This window comes from Micromonospora sp. CNZ280 (assembly GCF_011759515.1).
The window spans coordinates 2,275,763-2,291,997 of record NZ_JAAOYP010000001.1 but is presented as its reverse complement, the minus strand read 5'-3'; the positions used below and the strand labels follow the sequence as shown (position 1 = coordinate 2,291,997).

18 protein-coding genes, 1 tRNA gene and 1 pseudogene are annotated in these 16,235 nt (G+C 71.8%); 11 read left to right on the top strand and 9 right to left on the bottom strand.

Annotated features, from left to right (window positions below; all coding sequences use genetic code 11):
• The first annotated feature begins 169 nt into the window (after positions 1-169).
• The gene (locus tag FHX32_RS10930) at positions 170-691 is read left to right on the top strand and encodes an XRE family transcriptional regulator (protein WP_167180715.1); all 522 of its coding nucleotides are present in this window, start codon (positions 170-172) and stop codon (positions 689-691) included.
• Between the two features lie 48 nt (positions 692-739).
• Here FHX32_RS10930 and FHX32_RS10925 read toward each other — a convergent pair whose 3' ends face one another.
• On the bottom strand, positions 740-1,765 hold the full coding sequence (locus FHX32_RS10925; RefSeq protein WP_167180713.1) for a LuxR C-terminal-related transcriptional regulator: 1,026 nt from the start codon (positions 1,763-1,765) through the stop codon (positions 740-742).
• Positions 1,766-1,827: 62 nt separating this feature from the next.
• On the opposite strand from FHX32_RS10925, the gene FHX32_RS10920 reads away from it, so the two are divergent.
• The 4 genes from FHX32_RS10920 (at position 1,828) to FHX32_RS10905 (ending at position 5,905) form a co-directional block, all read left to right on the top strand.
• The gene (locus tag FHX32_RS10920) at positions 1,828-2,547 is read left to right on the top strand and encodes a protein phosphatase 2C domain-containing protein (protein WP_167180711.1); all 720 of its coding nucleotides are present in this window, start codon (positions 1,828-1,830) and stop codon (positions 2,545-2,547) included.
• A 63-nt stretch (positions 2,548-2,610) separates the two neighbouring features.
• A complete protein-coding gene (locus FHX32_RS10915) occupies positions 2,611-3,804 on the top strand; it encodes a GNAT family N-acetyltransferase (protein ID WP_167180709.1) in 1,194 nt (397 codons plus the stop codon).
• Positions 3,805-3,911: 107 nt separating this feature from the next.
• Positions 3,912-4,661, top strand: coding sequence for a ZIP family metal transporter (locus FHX32_RS10910; protein WP_167180707.1), 750 nt, complete (start codon positions 3,912-3,914; stop codon positions 4,659-4,661).
• Positions 4,662-4,723: 62 nt separating this feature from the next.
• On the top strand, positions 4,724-5,905 hold the full coding sequence (locus tag FHX32_RS10905; protein WP_167180705.1) for a hypothetical protein: 1,182 nt from the start codon (positions 4,724-4,726) through the stop codon (positions 5,903-5,905).
• A gap of 93 nt (positions 5,906-5,998) precedes the next feature.
• Here FHX32_RS10905 and FHX32_RS10900 read toward each other — a convergent pair whose 3' ends face one another.
• A complete protein-coding gene (locus tag FHX32_RS10900; RefSeq protein ID WP_167180703.1) occupies positions 5,999-7,081 on the bottom strand; it encodes an NAD-dependent epimerase/dehydratase family protein in 1,083 nt (360 codons plus the stop codon).
• 249 nt (positions 7,082-7,330) lie between these two features.
• Complete coding sequence (locus tag FHX32_RS10895) at positions 7,331-7,633, bottom strand: hypothetical protein (protein WP_167180701.1); 303 nt, start codon at positions 7,631-7,633, stop codon at positions 7,331-7,333.
• 159 nt (positions 7,634-7,792) lie between these two features.
• Here FHX32_RS10895 and FHX32_RS10890 point away from each other — a divergent pair.
• Positions 7,793-7,864: transfer RNA gene (locus FHX32_RS10890), tRNA-Lys, on the top strand.
• A gap of 143 nt (positions 7,865-8,007) precedes the next feature.
• Here FHX32_RS10890 and FHX32_RS10885 read toward each other — a convergent pair.
• Positions 8,008-8,871 carry an aminoglycoside phosphotransferase family protein gene (locus FHX32_RS10885; RefSeq protein ID WP_486480998.1) on the bottom strand — a complete coding sequence of 288 codons (864 nt, stop codon included), beginning with the start codon at positions 8,869-8,871 and terminating at the stop codon, positions 8,008-8,010.
• 302 nt (positions 8,872-9,173) lie between these two features.
• Complete coding sequence (locus FHX32_RS10880) at positions 9,174-9,956, bottom strand: SDR family NAD(P)-dependent oxidoreductase (RefSeq protein ID WP_486480997.1); 783 nt, start codon at positions 9,954-9,956, stop codon at positions 9,174-9,176.
• A gap of 57 nt (positions 9,957-10,013) precedes the next feature.
• On the opposite strand from FHX32_RS10880, the gene FHX32_RS10875 reads away from it, so the two are divergent.
• Positions 10,014-11,003 carry a winged helix-turn-helix domain-containing protein gene (locus FHX32_RS10875; protein WP_167180697.1) on the top strand — a complete coding sequence of 330 codons (990 nt, stop codon included), beginning with the start codon at positions 10,014-10,016 and terminating at the stop codon, positions 11,001-11,003.
• Between the two features lie 30 nt (positions 11,004-11,033).
• Here the strand turns inward: FHX32_RS10875 and FHX32_RS34985 are convergent.
• A pseudogene (locus FHX32_RS34985) lies at positions 11,034-11,299 on the bottom strand (GNAT family N-acetyltransferase); the annotation flags it as partial.
• A gap of 15 nt (positions 11,300-11,314) precedes the next feature.
• On the bottom strand, positions 11,315-11,749 hold the full coding sequence (locus FHX32_RS10870; protein ID WP_167180695.1) for an ester cyclase: 435 nt from the start codon (positions 11,747-11,749) through the stop codon (positions 11,315-11,317).
• 375 nt (positions 11,750-12,124) lie between these two features.
• Here FHX32_RS10870 and FHX32_RS10865 point away from each other — a divergent pair, with 375 nt between their 5' ends.
• Together FHX32_RS10865 and FHX32_RS10860 are read left to right on the top strand one after the other, a co-directional pair.
• Positions 12,125-12,832 (top strand): hypothetical protein, encoded by a 708-nt coding sequence (locus tag FHX32_RS10865; protein ID WP_167180693.1) that lies wholly within the window; start codon positions 12,125-12,127, stop codon positions 12,830-12,832.
• 187 nt (positions 12,833-13,019) lie between these two features.
• Positions 13,020-13,334, top strand: coding sequence for a hypothetical protein (locus FHX32_RS10860; RefSeq protein ID WP_167180691.1), 315 nt, complete (start codon positions 13,020-13,022; stop codon positions 13,332-13,334).
• Between the two features lie 200 nt (positions 13,335-13,534).
• Here FHX32_RS10860 and FHX32_RS10855 read toward each other — a convergent pair whose 3' ends face one another.
• Entirely contained in the window at positions 13,535-13,936 is a 402-nt protein-coding gene (locus tag FHX32_RS10855) for a DoxX family protein (RefSeq protein ID WP_167180690.1), read from the bottom strand.
• Between the two features lie 201 nt (positions 13,937-14,137).
• Here FHX32_RS10855 and FHX32_RS10850 point away from each other — a divergent pair, with 201 nt between their 5' ends.
• A complete protein-coding gene (locus FHX32_RS10850; protein ID WP_167180688.1) occupies positions 14,138-14,884 on the top strand; it encodes a class I SAM-dependent methyltransferase in 747 nt (248 codons plus the stop codon).
• A 94-nt stretch (positions 14,885-14,978) separates the two neighbouring features.
• Here FHX32_RS10850 and FHX32_RS10845 read toward each other — a convergent pair whose 3' ends face one another.
• Positions 14,979-15,812 carry an SCO4651 family lipoprotein gene (locus FHX32_RS10845; protein WP_167180686.1) on the bottom strand — a complete coding sequence of 278 codons (834 nt, stop codon included), beginning with the start codon at positions 15,810-15,812 and terminating at the stop codon, positions 14,979-14,981.
• A 135-nt stretch (positions 15,813-15,947) separates the two neighbouring features.
• On the opposite strand from FHX32_RS10845, the gene FHX32_RS10840 reads away from it, so the two are divergent.
• A complete protein-coding gene (locus FHX32_RS10840) occupies positions 15,948-16,235 on the top strand; it encodes a DUF1905 domain-containing protein (RefSeq protein WP_167180683.1) in 288 nt (95 codons plus the stop codon).

The window sequence follows — 16,235 nt, the reverse complement described above, 5'->3', positions numbered from 1 at the left end:
CCATAGCGGGGTGCCGCAGCCCTCACCAACCCGCCGAACGACCCCCGACCCCGGCGCCGACCCGGGCGCCGGCTCGGGTGCCGACCAGGGCGCTGGCCCGGATGCCGGCCCCAGCGCCGACCCGGGTGCCGGCCCGGGGGTTGGTGCCGGTGCAGACCAGGGCGCCGACTTGGGTGCCGCCGAGGTCGGCCGGCGGGTCCGCGCGCTCCGCGAGGAACGCGGGATCTCGCTCTCCGCGCTGGCCCGGCTGGCCGGGGTGGGCAAGGCGACCCTCTCCGGGCTGGAGAACGGCACCCGCAACCCCACCCTGGAGACGCTCTACGCGGTAACCGCGCAGCTCGGCGTACCGCTGACCGCTGTGCTCTGCGGACCGGCCGCGACGCCGACCGTACGCGGGGCGGCGGTCAGCGCCACCCTGCTGGAGGTCTTCGACGACGCCGATGCCACCTACGAGTTGTACCGGATGCGGGTCGCCCCCGGCCCCGGCCAACTCTCCCCCGCGCACCAGCCCGGCGTCACCGAGCACGTCACGGTCTTCGCCGGCGTGCTGCGCGCCGGCCCGGTGGACGCGCCGCTCACCGCGTCGGCCGGCGGGCACCTGCGCTGGACGTCTGACGTGCCGCACCTGTACGCCGCCGTCGGCGACGAGGAGGTGGCGGCCAGCCTGCTGCTCCGCTACCCGCGCCGCTGACCCGGGGCCGCACGCCCCGCACCGTGGCCGGGCCCGCCCGCGGCGCGGTCAGCCGTCGACCGGGGCGGGCAGCCGGTGCCGCACCGCCCAGATCGCCGCCTCGGTACGCGACGCCGCCCCGGTCTTGCGCAGCAGGTTGGACACGTGCACGGTGACCGTCCGCACCGAGATGCCCAGCTCCCGCGCCACCTGCTTGTTGGACATCCCGGCGACCAGGCAGCCGAGCACCTCCAACTCCCGCGAGGTCAGCTCCACCTCCCCGCCGGCCGGGAACTCCACCGGTGCCCGGGACGCCGGCGCCGCCGGTGACCGGAGCAGCTCCGCCGGCTCCTGACCGGCGTGCGCGGCGAGCAGCTCGGTCAGCGCGTCCGGGTTGCCGCCGGTGCGGGCGCAGACCGCGCGCACCACGGCGGCAGGTGGGCGCGTGCCGTCGTACACCTGGGTCAGCACCTCGGCGACCTCGGCCGGGCGCAGCGGACCGAGGCGCTGGCGCACCGCGCCCGGCACCCCGCAGAGCCGGGCCAACGCGCGGGCCGCGAGGTCCGGCGCGACCGCGTCCGCGGCGGGCCGGGTGGCCACCAGCAGCAGCGCCGGCAGTTCGGCGGCGGTGGCCAGCTCGCCGAGCAGGTTCAGGCTGGCCGGGTCGAGCGCGTGCAGGTCCTCCACCACCAGCACGGCCGGGCCGGCGCCGACCAGCAGCCGGACGGTCCGCACGGCGAGCCGGAGCAGGGCGCCCGGGGCGTACCGCTCGCGCGGCGCGGTGGGCTGCTGGGCCAGCCAGGCGAGCGCGTCCGGGGGCAGGTCGAGTGCGCTGGTGTCCCGGCCGCTGAGCACCGCGGCCAGCCAGTCGTACGGCGCCGGGTCGTGCACCCGGGCCGCGCCGGAGAGCAGCACCGCCGGCCGCGGGGTGAAGCTGTCCACGGCGGCGGCGACCAGCAGGCTCTTGCCCACCCCGGCGTCGCCGCTGATCACCGCGACGGTCGGCGCGGTACGCCGCCCGGTGACCACGGTGGACCAGGCCCGGTCGAGCTCGGCCAGCTCACCGGCGCGCCCGACCATGGACACCGGCATCATTCCCCAACCCTACGCAGTAGTGCGTAGAGACGGCGGCAGGGTGTTCTTGGCAAGCTTGTCCTATGACGCTGATCCTCCGCTCGGCCATCCGGAACGACATCGGCCTGGTCCGGACCAACAACGAGGACTCCGCCCTCGCCGGTGACCGCCTGGTCGCGGTGGCGGACGGTATGGGCGGCCTGCCGGCGGGCGAGGTGGCGAGCGAGATCGTCATCCGGATCCTGGACGAGCTGACGCCACCGTCGACGCCCGACGAGGCCGCGGACGCGCTGCGCGCCGTGGTGAGCACCGCAAACCAGCGCATCCACGCCGCCATCACCGTCGACCCGGCGCGCGAGGGGATGGGTACGACGCTGACCGCCGGCCTGCTCGCCGGGGACGCGCTGGTGCTCGCCCAGGTCGGCGACTCCCGCTGCTACCTGCTGCGCGACGGGGAGCTGAGCCAGCTCACCCGGGACGACACGTTCGTGCAGGCGCTGGTCGACCAGGGCGCGCTCTCGCCCGAGCAGGCCCGGCACCACCCGCAGCGGTCGCTGGTGACCCGGGCCGTGCAGGGCGCCGACACCCCGCCCGCGATCGGCGTGATCACGGTGGTGGCCGGCGACCGCCTGCTGCTGTGCAGTGACGGCCTCTCCGACTACGTGGCCGATCCGGAGATCGCCGCCGCGCTCACCCTGTACGCCGACCGCCAGCAGTGCGGCGAGCAGCTGGTCAAGCTCGCCCACCAGGCCGGCGCCCCGGACAACGTCACGGTCGTGGTCTCCGACGTCACCACTGCCTGAACCCCTGCGGCGGCCGGGCGGATTCCGGTTGCGCCGGCGGGCCGGTCGGGTTGGGATGATCAGATGATGGTCCGCCGGGTGACTTCCGAGGAACGACTGACCACCAGCTTCGTGCTCGGCGCGTACGCCTTCGAGGCGTCGCCGCGCAGCGCGGCCCGGGCCGAGGAGTTCCGCCGCTACCTGCCCTACAACGAGGGCAACCGGACGCTGGTGGTGGAGGAGGACGGCAGCACCCTGGCCGCCGCCTCGGCCATCCCGATGCGGCAGAACCTGCGCGGCGTGGTGCTGCCGATGGCCGGCGTCGCCGGGGTGGCCAGTCACCCGCTGGCCCGCCGCAAGGGGCACGTGCGGACCCTGCTGAACCAGCTCCTCGACGAGATGCGCGACGAGGGGCACCAGCTCAGCTCGCTCTACCCGTTCCGGCCCTCGTTCTACGCCCGGTTCGGCTACGTCGGGCTGCCGATGCCGCGCACCGCCACCTTCTCCCCGGCGGACCTCGGCGAGCTGGTCGCCGCCGACCTGCCCGGCGAGGTGGGTTGGGAACGGATCGGTGCCGGCTACCCGACCTGGCGCGAGTTCACCGAGCGCTGCCTGCGCGAGCGGCACGGCTTCGCGATCTTCCCGGACTACCGGGACGTCGGGCTGCGCGACCGCGACGAGCACTGGCTGCTCACCGCGCGCAGCGGCGGAACGGTCACCGGCGCGGTGACCTACCGGATCGACGACCACGGCGGCACCCTGGTCGCCGAGGACCTGCTCGCCACCGACCCGTACGCCCGCGCGCTGCTGTTGCAGTTCTTCGCCCGGCACGTCGACCAGGTGGCGAAGGTGACCGTCCGGCTCCCCGCCGACGAGCTGCCCGAGCTGTGGCTGACCGACCTGGCGGTGCAGGTCGAGGCGCGGGTGACCCGGCCGGACTCGGCCGCCCCGATGGCCCGGCTGCTGTCGGTGGACGCGCTGGCCGGCCTGCCCGCCGGGCCGGGCCGGGTACGCGTCGAGCTGACCGGCGACCGCTGGCTGGCCGGGGCGTACCTGCTGGACGGCACGACCGGCTCGCTGGAGCTGGTCACCGGCCCGGCCACCGGCACCCCGCCCAAGGCCACGCTGACCGCCGCCGGGCTCTCCGCCCTCGCGTACGGGGTGCTCGACCCGGCCGAGGTGCACCTGCGCGGGCTGGGCGACGTGCCGGCGGACGCCGGGGCCGAGCTGCGCCGACTCTTCCCGCGCCAGCTGCCGTACCTCTTCGCCGACTTCTGACCGCGCGGGTGTGCGGACAGCGCTCGGCCGCTGGGTGGTTCGCCACTTCCGGGACGTAGCCGCGCTCCTGGCGTGCGACAGCGCCCGATCGGGGTAGCCTCCGGCCCGTGCCGGAATCGTTGGAGGCGGGTGGGTGGGGGCTGCTGGCCGGCTCCGCCCTGCTGATCGGGGCGGCGGCGGGCTGGTACGCCCGGGTGCCGCAGCGGATCATCGCCTCGATCATGGCGTTCGGTGCCGGCACGCTGCTCTCGGCCGTCTCCTTCGAACTGATCATCACGGCGTACGAGCACGGCGGGGTGCTGCCGACCACGCTCGGCGCGGCGGCCGGGGCGGTGGTCTTCACACTGGCCAATGTGGTGCTGGCGCGGCGCGGCGGGCAGCACCGCAAGCGCTCCGGCCGGCGGCAGCCCACCGAGGCCGAACGACCCGGCTCGGGCAACGCGATAGCGGTCGGCGCGCTGCTGGACGGCGTACCGGAGTCGGTGGTGATCGGGGCCAGCCTGCTCGGCGGCAAGACGGTCAGCCTGGTCACGGTGGGCGCGGTCTTCCTCAGCAACGTGCCGGAGGCGCTGTCCAGCGCGGCCGGCATGCGGCACGCCGGCCGGAGCCGGCGCTGGGTCTTCACGCTCTGGACGCTGATCGCGCTGGCCACCGGGCTGTCCGCAGTCGCCGGCTACGTCCTGCTCGGCGACGCCTCACCGGCGGCGCTGGCGGCGATCACCGCGCTCGCGGCGGGCGGCATCCTCGCCATGATCATCGACACCATGGTGCCGGAGGCGTTCGAGAACGCGCACCTGCTCGCCGGCCTGATCACGGTCGTCGGGTTCCTGATCGCCTTCGCGGTCGCCCATCCTTAGCTCCGGGTTAAACCGTCGCGCCGGGTCGGTCCGGACGGCCGGCGGGCTCCTAGCATCACGGGGTGCGCCTGAAGTCGCTGCTCGTCCCGCTCGCGCTGACCGTCGCCGCGGCGGGCCTGCCGGCCTGCGGATCGTCCGACGTGCCCCGGGCCGAGCCGTCGGCGTCGGCTGACGCGCCCAGCCCCGGCCCGGACGCCGCTTCGGCGGCCCGGGTGGGTCTCGGCGGCCCGGGGTCGAGCGCCAGCCCGAAGCCCTCGACCGGTGCCGTGCCGAAGGCCGGCAACCCGAACGGACGCGCCGGCGTGCCGGCCGAGGCGCGGGCGGTGGACACCTCGAAGCCGACCCGCCGGATCGGCACCGGCACGGCGGCGAGCTGCACCTCCGAGGCGGTGGTCAAGGCGGTGGCGGCCGGCGGGATCATCACCTTCGACTGCGGGCCCGACCCGGTGACCATCGCGATGAAGGCCACCGCCAAGGTACGCAACGCCAACGGGCCGAAGGTGGTGCTGGACGGCGGCGGCAAGGTCACCCTCAGCGGTCAGGGCCGGCGGCGGATCCTCTACATGAACACCTGCGACAGCGCGCAGGGCTGGACCACCTCGCACTGCCAGAACCAGGACCACCCGCAGCTCACCGTGCAGAACCTGACCTTCGCCGACGGCAACTCCACCGGGGACCGGGCCGAGGGCGGCGGCGGTGGGGCGATCTTCGTCCGGGGCGGCCGGTTCAAGGTGGTCAACTCCCGCTTCGTCCGCAACCGCTGCGACCGTACCGGCCCGGACCTGGGTGGCGCGGCCGTCCGGGTGCTCAGCCAGCACGAGAACAAGCCGGTGTACGTGGTGCAGAGCACCTTCGACGGCGGCTCCTGCTCGAACGGCGGGGCGCTGAGCAGCATCGGCGTCTCCTGGGTGGTGCTGAACAGCGTGTTCACCCGCAACCAGGCGCTCGGCAACGGCGCCAACCCGGCCCGGGCCGGCACCCCGGGCGGCGGCAGCGGCGGCGCGATCTACTGCGACGGGGACGAGTTCACCGTCCGGATCGCCGGCACGATCATCGAGGGCAACCGGGCGAAGGAGGGCGGCGGCGCCATCTTCTTCGTCAGCAACAATCGCACCGGCACCCTGAAGATCGAAGGCTCCACCCTCCGCCGCAACCCCAGCGACGGCTTCGAGACCCCCAACTACCCCGGCATCTTCTTCCTGGGCGCCCGCCCACCCACCGTGACGTCCTCCCGCCTCACCTGACCGGTGGCGACCCTCGTTGATCATGAAGTTGGTGCCGCGACACGAGTGCCACCAACTTCATGATCAACGGCGGGAACCGGTCTGTTGGGTGGGTCAGTAGGGGTTCTTGTGGCCGGCGGGGCGGGCGCGGAGGAGGGCCGCGGGCCGGCCGGGGAGGTCGCGGGCGGCGGACATGGGCGGGCTGGGGGTGTGCGCGCGGGCGGCCATGCCGGCGAAGAGTTCCTTCAGGGCGGCGAGCGCGTCGGTCCGGGGCTCCCAGCCCAGTTCCCGCTCGGCCCGCTCGCTGGACATCAGCGGCGCGTTCAACGCCAGCTCCACCCAGCCGGCGTCGATCGGTTGCAGCCGCGCCCGCCAGGTCAGCGCGGCGGCGACGCGCAGCACCGGGGCGGCCACCGGCACCGTCCAGCCGTGGAAGTGCCGGGCCACCAGTTCCGGGGTCAGCACCGGGTCCGCGGCCAGGTTGAAGGGCCCGCGCGCATCACCCAGCAGAGCCCGGGCGTACGCGTCGGCGACGTCGTCGGTGTGCACCGCCTGCATCCGCAGCCGGCGGTGGGTCGGCACCAGCGGGATCCGGCCGTACTTCAGCAGCCGGACCGGCGCGAACGGGCCGAGGAAGTAGCGGCTGATCTCGGTGGCGGCCTCCCGCTGGAAGTTCAACCCGGGCCGCATCCGCACCACCCGCACCGCCGGGTGCTCCCGCTCCAACCGGTCGAGCAGCGCCTCGACCTCGGCCTTGTGCCGGCTGTACGACGACGCGGGCACCCCGGTCGCCGGCCAGCGCTCGCTCACCGGGTGGTCCTTCGGGCCGGGCGCGTAGACGCCGACCGACGAGGCGTACACCAGGGCCGGAACGTTGGCCCGGGCCACCGCGTCGAGCACCGCCCGGCTGCCCTCGACGTTGGTCCGGCGCAGCACCCCCTGGTCGTGGCTGGGCTGGATCTGCCAGGCCAGGTGCACCACCGCGTCCGCCCCGGTGAAGACCTCGGCGAGCTGGCCGGCGGCGCCCGGCTGGCCGATGTCGCAGGAGTGCCACTCCACCTGGTCGTACGGCTCACCGGCGTCCGGGCCGGGCAGCCGGCGGACCACCCCGGCCAGTTCCACTCCGCGCTCCCGGCGCAGCCGCCGCAACAGGGCGGTACCCGCGTTGCCGGTCGCCCCCACCACCACGATCCGCATGCCCGACCCGTACCCGGTCAGCCGCCCATCAACCGCCCGTCTTCGCCACCGGCCCGGCCTGCGTCCGCCCGCTCTCCCGGCCCGTCCGCGCCCAGGAGGTCGCGCGGAGTTGCGGCTCTGGTGGATCTCACGCTGCGGGCGGCCTCGGGAATCTCGCACCGCAGGGCTGCCCGGGCCCTCAGGCCGTCGGCGGCCCGGAGCCCGGATTCGGGGGGTCCCGCGCCACTGCCGGGCTGGGCGGAACTGTTGTCAGGGGCGGGGAGCGTGGCGGACCCAGGCCTGCTTCTCGTCCCGACGGCGGCCGGCGGTGGCGGCCAGGCAGCGCGGGCAGACCCAGCCGACCGGGTCGGCCTCGGTGAGCTGGTCGGTGCCGGAGTAGTCGAACCGCACGTGCGGGAAGCGGCGCAGCCGGGTACGGCTCAACGGCAGCCCGCAGACGGTCTGGTTCTGCCCCGGCAGCCAGGCGTGCACCTCGCCACCCGGCTCCCGTACGCCGTCCGGGCCGACCTCCTCGCTGGAAGCCGCCACGGCCGGGATGCTGCTCATCCTCATGCCGGTACGGTTCCCGCCCGTCCTTCCCCTATGCGGTCACTGCCGGAGAAGTCGAGCGGCGTCCGGTTACCGCGACCCGCTGCCGGGCGCCCGCCGCGGCCGGCAGCGGCGCGACCGGCGAGAGTCGCATCGACTGGAAGTCCGGTAACCTGAGCGCGCGGGCCGCTAGCTCAATGGCAGAGCTGTGGACTTTTAATCCATAGGTTCAGGGTTCGAGTCCCTGGCGGCCCACTCCATGACGTGCGGTACGCCGCCGCTCGGTGGATACGGACCCGGCGAGGTTCCGTGCTCTGTCTGCGTGTTACTTGCGGCTATCCGGCGCGCGCTGACGCGGCGCTATCTGCTGGCTGCGACGATGCGCGCGGCGTGCCGGCTCAGGCTGATGGCAGGTCGGCGATGATGCGCGCGAGAGTGCGTCGGCCCATCCGACTCATGGCGGCGTTGGTCTGGTGGTAGTACCAAACCACCCCCATTGCCTGCTGGAAGGCCCACGCTTTGCCGCGCTCCCATTCGAGATCGTCGCAGCCGAGTTGCTGCCGAAATGCCTGACGTGGCTCGCGTTCCAGCAGGTGCCAGGCACTTATGAGGTCAAGGGCAGGGTCGGCGGGCCCCAGTCCGCCCACGTCGAGAACCCCGGCCAGCCGCCCGTCGGAGACGAGGACGTTTCCCGGAATGAGATCACCATGGTTCATCCCATCCGGGGCCTCGCCCCGCGGCAGTTCCCTCATGACCTCCCAGATCCGGCGGAGCAGCGGGACGTCCAGCAGCGTCTCGCTGTGCCTGAAACAGGTCTCCATCCACCCGTCGTGCGCTGATAGCTCGCCACCGCGACCCTGGCCGGTAAACGTGCGTCCCCGTGCGTCGATGGTTCGCACGCCACTGACGAACTCGGCCAGATCGTGCGCGAACGCGATCGAGTCACCCGGGTCCTGGTCGGTGGCTACGACACCGGGTACCCACGTCTGCACCGACCATGGAAGCGGGTAGCCGGCGCCGGGTGCACCGATGGCGACCGGCTCGGGGGTGGGAAATCGCGTACGACCCATCAGTTCTCGGGCCGCTTCTGCTTCGCGTTCCAGCCAGCCTTGCGCCGCGTCGACCTCACGAGGCTGAAGGGGGAACCGGGCCGTGAACCGTTCCCCGATACGGAAGATGGCGTTGACCGTTCCCCGCGAAGCGACGCGCCTGACAGGCAGGCTCCGCCACTCGGGGAACTGCGCGTCTACCAGCTCACGCACCGCGTTGAGTGAGACTGTGAGCTGGCCATCGTGCATCGGCACATCCGGCGATAGGGGTAGGCGGTGGGTAGCGGCTGGCACGACGATCATCCTTGGTCAGGTGTTCTGGGCGGCGACTGTGGCTCGAGGGTGGCCGGTGGCAGGGCTTGACGCCAGATGGCGGGCAAGAGCGCTGGCGGCGACCAGCGGGCTGATCGTCCGGGGGAGGTAGCTGTTTCCGACGGCGACCCCGCAGGTGAGGGCGAGGAGCACCAGCAGCCTGCGCTCATTTGCGAACCGCCTGTCCGAAAGCGTCGATCACGTCAGTCCACCGGCCCGCCGGCGACGTAGATGACCTGGCCGGAGACGAACCCGGCCTCGGGGCTGACCAGGTACGACGCGGTGTGCGCGATGTCCTCGGGCTGGCCGACCCGACGTACCGGGATGGTCTGCGCCACGATCCGCTGGTGCTCCTCGAAGCTGCGGCCCCGCCGCTGGGCCGCGACCCTGGTCATGTCACTGACCACGAAGCCCGGCCCGATGGCGTTCGCCGTCACGCCGTGCTGCCCGAGGCGCAGCGCGAGCGATTTGGTGAAGCCGATCAGACCGGCCTTCGCGGCGGCATAGTCGACGCGGCCGGAGTCGCCGAGCGCGGAGATGCTGGACATGTTGACGATCCGGCCCCAGCCGGCCGCCGTCATGTAGGGGGTCACGGCCCGGGCGAGGAAGAACGCTCCGCGCAGGCTGACCCCGGTGACCGCGTCCCACTGCTGGGTGCTCGTCTCCTCGACGCCGGCGTTGGGGCCGCCGATGCCGGCGTTGTTGACCAGCACCGTCGGTGGTCCCAAGTCGGCGGCGATCCGAGCGACAGCGTCGGTCACGGCCGACTCGTCGTTGACGTCGGCGGCGAACGCCGCCGCTGTTCCGCCGTCGCGGTTGATGGCAGCCACGGTGCCGGCGCAGTCTTCCTCGACCAGGTCGACCACGGCGACAGCGAGGCCATCGCGCGCCAAACGCCTGGCCACCCCGGCGCCGATGCCGCGTGCCGCGCCCGTGACGATCGCCGTACGCCGAATGGTCTGGTCGGTCATGTTGATCTGTGTCATGGCGGAAAGTCCACGGCACCCCGGCGGCGATCGCCAAGCGATGTAGCATCCAGCTAAATGATCCGCTTCATGCTCGGCGTCGAAGACCTCGCGGACACCCGCTTCGCGATCTCACCGATCCACGAGACCGTGCTCAGTCTCAGGGTGTTACGCGAGCCTGGCCTGTACGCGCTGCACCTGCCCTGGCGCAGGTCGGTTCTCGGCAGACTCGATGCGCCCGGTGCCGACGTGCTGATGTCCCTGGTCGGGCCAGACCGCTGCGTTCCGGACTTCCTCACGCCCCGGCCGGCGAGCTTCGCCGCGGCCTTCGAGGACGAACTTGCCGCCGTACGCCGAACACCTCCGGACGTCGTACGCCGCGACGTGCTGGCCGTGTACCCACGTGGCGGGCTACCGACCGCCTTTCAGGACATCACCGCGAACGAGGATGGACCGGTGCTCGCACTCCGCGACGCCATCTGCGACCGCCTGCACCGCTATTGGCAAGCAGCGATCAAGCCGACGTGGCCGCAGATGCGACTCGTCCTGGAAGCGGACACGACCTACCGCGCCCGACAACTGGCCGTAGGCGGCGCACGCCTGCTCTTCGCCGACATGCACCCGAATCTGCGCTGGCAGGACGGCGTCCTGCACATCGACAAGCTGATCGGCAGGCACCACGTCGCGGCAGCCGGCCGAGGACTGCTTCTGGTGCCATCCATCTTCTCCCACAGGCCCGCCCCGCCAGTCAGCCCGGACGAGCCACCAATGCTGGCATACCCCTGCCGTGGAGTGGCAACGCTCTGGGCGCCGGTACCGACCGCCGACGCGACCGCCGTCACATCGCTCCTCGGCGCGCCCAAAGCGCGACTGCTCCAACTCCTTGCCGAACCGCTACCGACCGTGGAGATCGCCCGCCGGCTCACAGTCACACCCAGCGCCGTGTCACAGCACCTACAGGTCCTCCACGCGACAGGCCTGATCACTCGCGCCCGCGACGGACGGCACGTGCTGTACCGGCGCAGCCCACTTGGCGATCAGGTGGTCGGCCAGTCGACGGAGCAGTGATCCTCGCAGCCCGGCGTAGAGGCACCCCGGCTAGGGCGGATCGTCGGTGAGGGTGTACCGGCGCACCCGGACGGGCCGGCTTCCGCGTCGGCCCAGGTGGCGGTGGTCGTGTCGGTGTGCCGCCAGCCGCTGCGCTCGTATAGGGCGATGGCGGAGGCTTACCGCTCGTGATCGACGATCTCCAGGACGAGCGGAAGTCGGTGTTCGGTGGCCCGATGGCGGGCGTGGGTCAGGAGCTGGATTCCAACCTTGTGCCCGCGGGCCGCCGGCGCTAGGAACAGGCGGCTGACCTCGACAGCGGCCAATCATGATCAGATTGTCACACCGTCCCTGAGTTGGGCCAGCAGCCCGGCTCGATCGATCTGGATCCAGTACTCCGTGATCAGCCCGTCCTCGACGTGATAGACGACCGAGTTGATCTGCCGAACGATCCGACCGGTCGGCGCAATGCCCTCCACCGGCCCGAGGTGGTGCCCCACCTGGGCCAGCCGGACATGCGCTCGCGCGCCGTCGACCAGAAACTCTTCGATCGTGAGGTCGAACGCGCCCCAGCTGGCGGTCATCTCCCGGACGTGCTCAGCGTAGTCGTCCGGAGTCCGTTCAACCGTTGCCAAGTCCTCGGACTGCACCTGGTGGGCTCGCACCGTCGGTGCCATGAACTCCGCAGCCCGCTGGGGCTCGTGACCGGAGCGGACGTACCGGAGGAAGTCACCGACGACGCGACGCGTCACCTCACTGTCGATCATGAGGTGACCATGGCAGCTGGGAGCCGGTACGGGAAGCCTGCCGGCGGGTGGGCTCACTCACCCCCGGGGGCAAGTGAGCCCGAGCGACCCGGCGCCGTCACCTCGACCATGCCCTGGCCGGGCTGACCTCCGCCCCGTCCGATGCCGCTGTTGCCACGGTCGGTCGCTGGCGTGAGGTCTAGCGGTCGGCGATCGCTGCGACTGCCTCGACCTCGATCAGCAGATCCGGTCGGAACAGACCTGCTACTCCACAACGCCTTTCCGGCGCAGACCGTCGACGAGGTCGCGGCCATCGGCGCGGACGCCAGCAGCCGGCAGGGGCGGCCTCAACCCAGTTCGACACGTCGTGCGCGTCGTAGGCGAGAATGCCTTCCCATGGGCCTTGATCTCTATGTCGGACCACTGACCCGCTACCACCTGAACGACTGGCTGACCATCACACAGCAGATCGGCGCACAGGACGGATTCACCGTGCGGGTCATCCGGGCGCAGGAGGATGAGGACCAGGAAACCGACCCCGAGGTGGTGCAGACCGCCGTGCGGGAGTGGCAGCAGTGGCTCGGCGAGGCGCTCGGCGGCCCGGTGGACTGGCCGGAGGGCACGACCCAGCCGTACTGGACCGACAAGCCCGACTGGGACGGATTCGGCGCCGTGCTGCTGCTCGCCGCGTACGACGAGCGTCCGGACCTGCAGCCGAGCCCCTGGGACAAGCCGGACAGCCCGCGTGAGTTCGCCGACGCTCCCGCGTACCAGGCGGCCTCAGCGCAGCCCGAGCGCTACCTCACCCTGCTGTCCGGGGTGGAGTGGTGGTTGCCGCTCGCCGCGGATCCGCTCGTGATCGAGGCGTCCCGGCCGACGGGTCAGCCGACCCTGATGGGTTCGGTCGACCGGCTGGCCGCGGAGCTGCACCTGCTGGCCGAACGCACCGGCCTCCTCACCGGGTACGACCCGGCCGAGCTGCGGCGAGGGCTGTTCACCGACGACCCGACGGTGGAGGACCTCGCCCGGTTCGGCCTCGCGGTGATGCTCGAGCTGGCCGAGACCGCGATCGAGCACCGTCAGCCCCTTCTCCTCGACTATTGACGCCACCGTTCGGGCCAGGCGGGCCAGCTCTGGCACGACGAGCGAGCCGGAGCGGTTAGCCGCTGAGACTCAGGGACGGAACGGCAGAGGGCATGACCAAGACCGGGATCGTGCGATGCCTCAAGCGGTACGCACGTGAACCTTCCACCTGCTCGCGTCGCTACCTCTGACCAGGCATCCTTGCCTGGTGGCACCGCTACTGACCGAGGACGAGTACAAGGCAACGATGGGACCCCACCCCGTGAGAGTGGGCCCGGACCAGGAGCCCCCCTTCGACTTCTGGCCCTACTTCGACTCCATCCCCGAAGACGACTTCAACGGGCACGACTTCTCCGAAGGCCGCGTAACCTACGTCTGGCAGTCGCCAGACGGCGCACACCAACACGTCCTGGTCGACTGCGAGACATCCAACGTGTTCCTGGTCCTCGTGCTCGACCTACGTGCCTCCTCGGTCCTCGGTCACCACCTACTCGACCTCAACCGGCTCTACGGACTTGCCTGAGCCCCGCACCCCACCCCGATCGGCGGAGCCAGGAGCGTCCCGCGGTGCCGCCGGGCCTATGGTGCCGGCGCTACGAATGCGAAGCGATGAGCGAACTCGACAGCCTCCGCCAGGCGCAGGGCTGTGACGGGCGACCCGCTCGACGGTGGCGAGTCCAGGCAGATCGATAAGCGGGAGCAGCAGTTCTCGTCGCGCACACGTCAGATGGTCTCAACGCTTGCCCTGGTCGGCAGCTCGTGTCGACGCAGCAGCAGGATGGCCAGCGCCAGGGCCGCGAAGGCGAGAGCGTTGAGCGGACTGGTGTCGAGCACGGCCACGTTGGTGACGGCTGCCCCGAGGAGCAAGCCCAGCAGGCAGAGTGCGGCCAGGGCTCGCACCCGTGGGACCACCAGACCCACCCCGCCCGCCACTTCGAGTGCGCCGACCAGGAAGCGCAGCCACTGGCCGGCACCGATGTCGTCGAACACCTCGACCATGGCGGGGTCGCCGGTGAGCTTGAGCAGCCCGGCCCCGGCGATGGCGAAGCCGAGCAGGATCTGCAGCACCCAGGCGGTGATCGTGGCGGCTCGGCGGGTTCTCGGGAGTGCGTTCTTCCGTGACACGGCCCCTGTCCTCTCCTCGTGCCGGCACCTCGGTGGTGCCCGTCACCGGAGACGTCGAGGCCGGCGACCCGAACCGGACATCGGCAGGCCGAAACTGGCAAGCTGGCACGGAGCAGCGGCGGCTCACGCCTCCCGGGTCGGCCGAACTGGCTCCTCGTTATTGGGTGGCGTGCGCAAAGGGGTGCGAGCAGGCTCGGGTTCATGACGAGCAGCGACCTGTGGGACGAGGACACCGCGGAGCGGTACGACGACCTTTCGGCCGAGATGTTCGCACCGGAGGTGCTCGACCCGGCGGTGGACTTCCTCGCCCGGCTGGCCGGATCCGGCCCCGCGCTGGAGTTCGCGATCGGCACCGGCCGGGTGGCGGTCCCGCTCGCTGCCCGCGGCATTCCGGTGACCGGGATCGAGTTGTCGGCGCCGATGGCCGAGCGGCTGCGGCGCAAGGTGCCCGCGGAGCAGGTGCCGGTCGTCGTCGGTGACATGGCCACCACCCGGGTTCCCGGTCGGTTCTCGCTGGTGTACGTCGTGTGGAACAGCATCGGCAATCTGTGCACCCAGGACGAGCAGGTGGAGTGCTTCCGCAACGCCGCCCGGCACCTGGCACCCGGCGGCCGCTTCGTCGTCGAGCTGTGGGTTCCGGGCATCCGGCGGTTTCCGCCGGGGCAGACGGCGGTGCCGTTCGAGGTGACCGACCGGCACGTCGGCTTCGACACGTACGACATGGTCACCCAGCGCGGGACCTCGCACCACTATCGGCGGCTGGACGACGGGAGCCTCCGCTACGGCTACAGCAACTTCCGCTACATCTGGCCGGCGGAGTGCGACCTCATGGCGCGGCTGGCCGGCATGTCGCTGGAGCAGCGGGTGGCCGACTGGACCGGGGCGTCCTTCACCTCCGACAGTGAGAGCCACGTGTCAGTCTGGCGCAAACCCCCGGACGCCGTCTGACGGGCGCTGGCCCGACTCGACGCTCCGGACGGCGCGGAGACGACACTGCCCGGCCGGCGAGTAGGCACGCCGGCCGGGCAGCATCCCGCTCCGGTCAGCTGGTGGCCAGGTCCTTCAGGCCCTCCAGCATCTCGGCGAAGTCGGTGGTCTCCGCCGGCGGCGGCGTCTCGATGTTCACCGGCTTGCCGTAGTCGGTGTAGTCGACGGTCATGTCGCCCATCTTGCCCATGACCATGTGCACCCGGCGCGGCTGGTACTGCTCGTCGACCCAGAGATCGAGCTTGATCTCCTTGACGCCCTGCTTGGCGAACTCCTTCTCGACACCCGCCCGCATCCCGGCGTCGACCTGCCCGAGGTAGGCCGCCACCGGCGCGGTGACGGTGTAGTGCACGGTGCGCGCCCCGTTCACCGTCTCCTCACCGACGACGGTGGTGCCCTCGGTGGCGAGCAGCGTCTTGACCTGCTTGGTCGGGTCGATGTCCTCGAACTGCTTGCTGAAGTCCATCCCCGACTGGGCGCCCGCGGCGGCCAGGTCCAGCTTCATCCAGCGCTTCCCGCCGGTGCTCCCGCGGTCCTCCTCCGGGATCTCGACGTAGAACACCCCACCGATCATGCGGACGGTGGTCGGGGTGCCGTCCGGGCCCGCCGTCGTCATCTCGGCCTTGACCGGGTCGCCCAGGTCCATGACGCCCTGCATGGAGACCTTCTCGCCGCCGGCCGTGCCCTCCATCTTCACGGTCACGGAGTCGCTCTTGCCGGTAGCGTCGATCGTCTTCTGCAGCGATCCCTTGAGATCGGTCGCCAGCAGCTCCAGCACGCTCGGCTGCTTCGGCGCGTCGGACGAGCCCGACTCCGAGCCGCAGGCGGACACGGCGAGCGCCGTGAGCGCGGAGACCGCAACTACAGTGGTCTTCTTCCACAAGGACACGTGACAGCTTCTTTCCCCCGAAGGATTCTGGGGCTCTCCCCAGTAGACCGAGGACACGCTAACCCAACCGGTCAATTTCGACGGATCGCTCCCCGTCGTCCGCGGCAGATTGTCTCCGACTCGTATCCTGCGGCGGTGGACCTGGAGTTCAGCGGGGAGATCTGGTTCTGGCGCGGGCCGGCGCCGTGGCACTTCGTCACCGTCCCCGACGAGCAGTGCGCCGCGCTGGAAGCGACCGCCACGCTGGTCAGCTACGGCTGGGGCATGATCCCGGTGACCGCCCGGATCGGGGCGACCGACTGGAAGACCTCCCTCTGGCCCAAGGACGGGCGCTACGTCGTGCCGGTGAAGGCGGGTGTACGGAAGGCCGAGGAGCTCGAGGTGGGCGACACGGTGACGGTCCGGCTGACCGTCGACGCTTGA

Excerpts from the sequence above, each read along its gene's own strand:
- FHX32_RS10925 (WP_167180713.1), bottom strand. The coding sequence starts at position 1,765 with ATGATGCCGGTGTCCATGGTCGGGCGCGCCGGTGAGCTGGCCGAGCTC.
- FHX32_RS10920 (WP_167180711.1), top strand. The coding sequence starts at position 1,828 with ATGACGCTGATCCTCCGCTCGGCCATCCGGAACGACATCGGCCTGGTC.
- FHX32_RS10915 (WP_167180709.1), top strand. The coding sequence starts at position 2,611 with ATGATGGTCCGCCGGGTGACTTCCGAGGAACGACTGACCACCAGCTTC.
- FHX32_RS10900 (WP_167180703.1), bottom strand. The coding sequence starts at position 7,081 with ATGCGGATCGTGGTGGTGGGGGCGACCGGCAACGCGGGTACCGCCCTG.
- FHX32_RS10895 (WP_167180701.1), bottom strand. The coding sequence starts at position 7,633 with ATGAGGATGAGCAGCATCCCGGCCGTGGCGGCTTCCAGCGAGGAGGTC.
- FHX32_RS10880 (WP_486480997.1), bottom strand. The coding sequence starts at position 9,956 with ATGACACAGATCAACATGACCGACCAGACCATTCGGCGTACGGCGATC.
- FHX32_RS10875 (WP_167180697.1), top strand. The coding sequence starts at position 10,014 with ATGATCCGCTTCATGCTCGGCGTCGAAGACCTCGCGGACACCCGCTTC.
- FHX32_RS10870 (WP_167180695.1), bottom strand. The coding sequence starts at position 11,749 with ATGATCGACAGTGAGGTGACGCGTCGCGTCGTCGGTGACTTCCTCCGG.
- FHX32_RS10865 (WP_167180693.1), top strand. The coding sequence starts at position 12,125 with ATGGGCCTTGATCTCTATGTCGGACCACTGACCCGCTACCACCTGAAC.
- FHX32_RS10850 (WP_167180688.1), top strand. The coding sequence starts at position 14,138 with ATGACGAGCAGCGACCTGTGGGACGAGGACACCGCGGAGCGGTACGAC.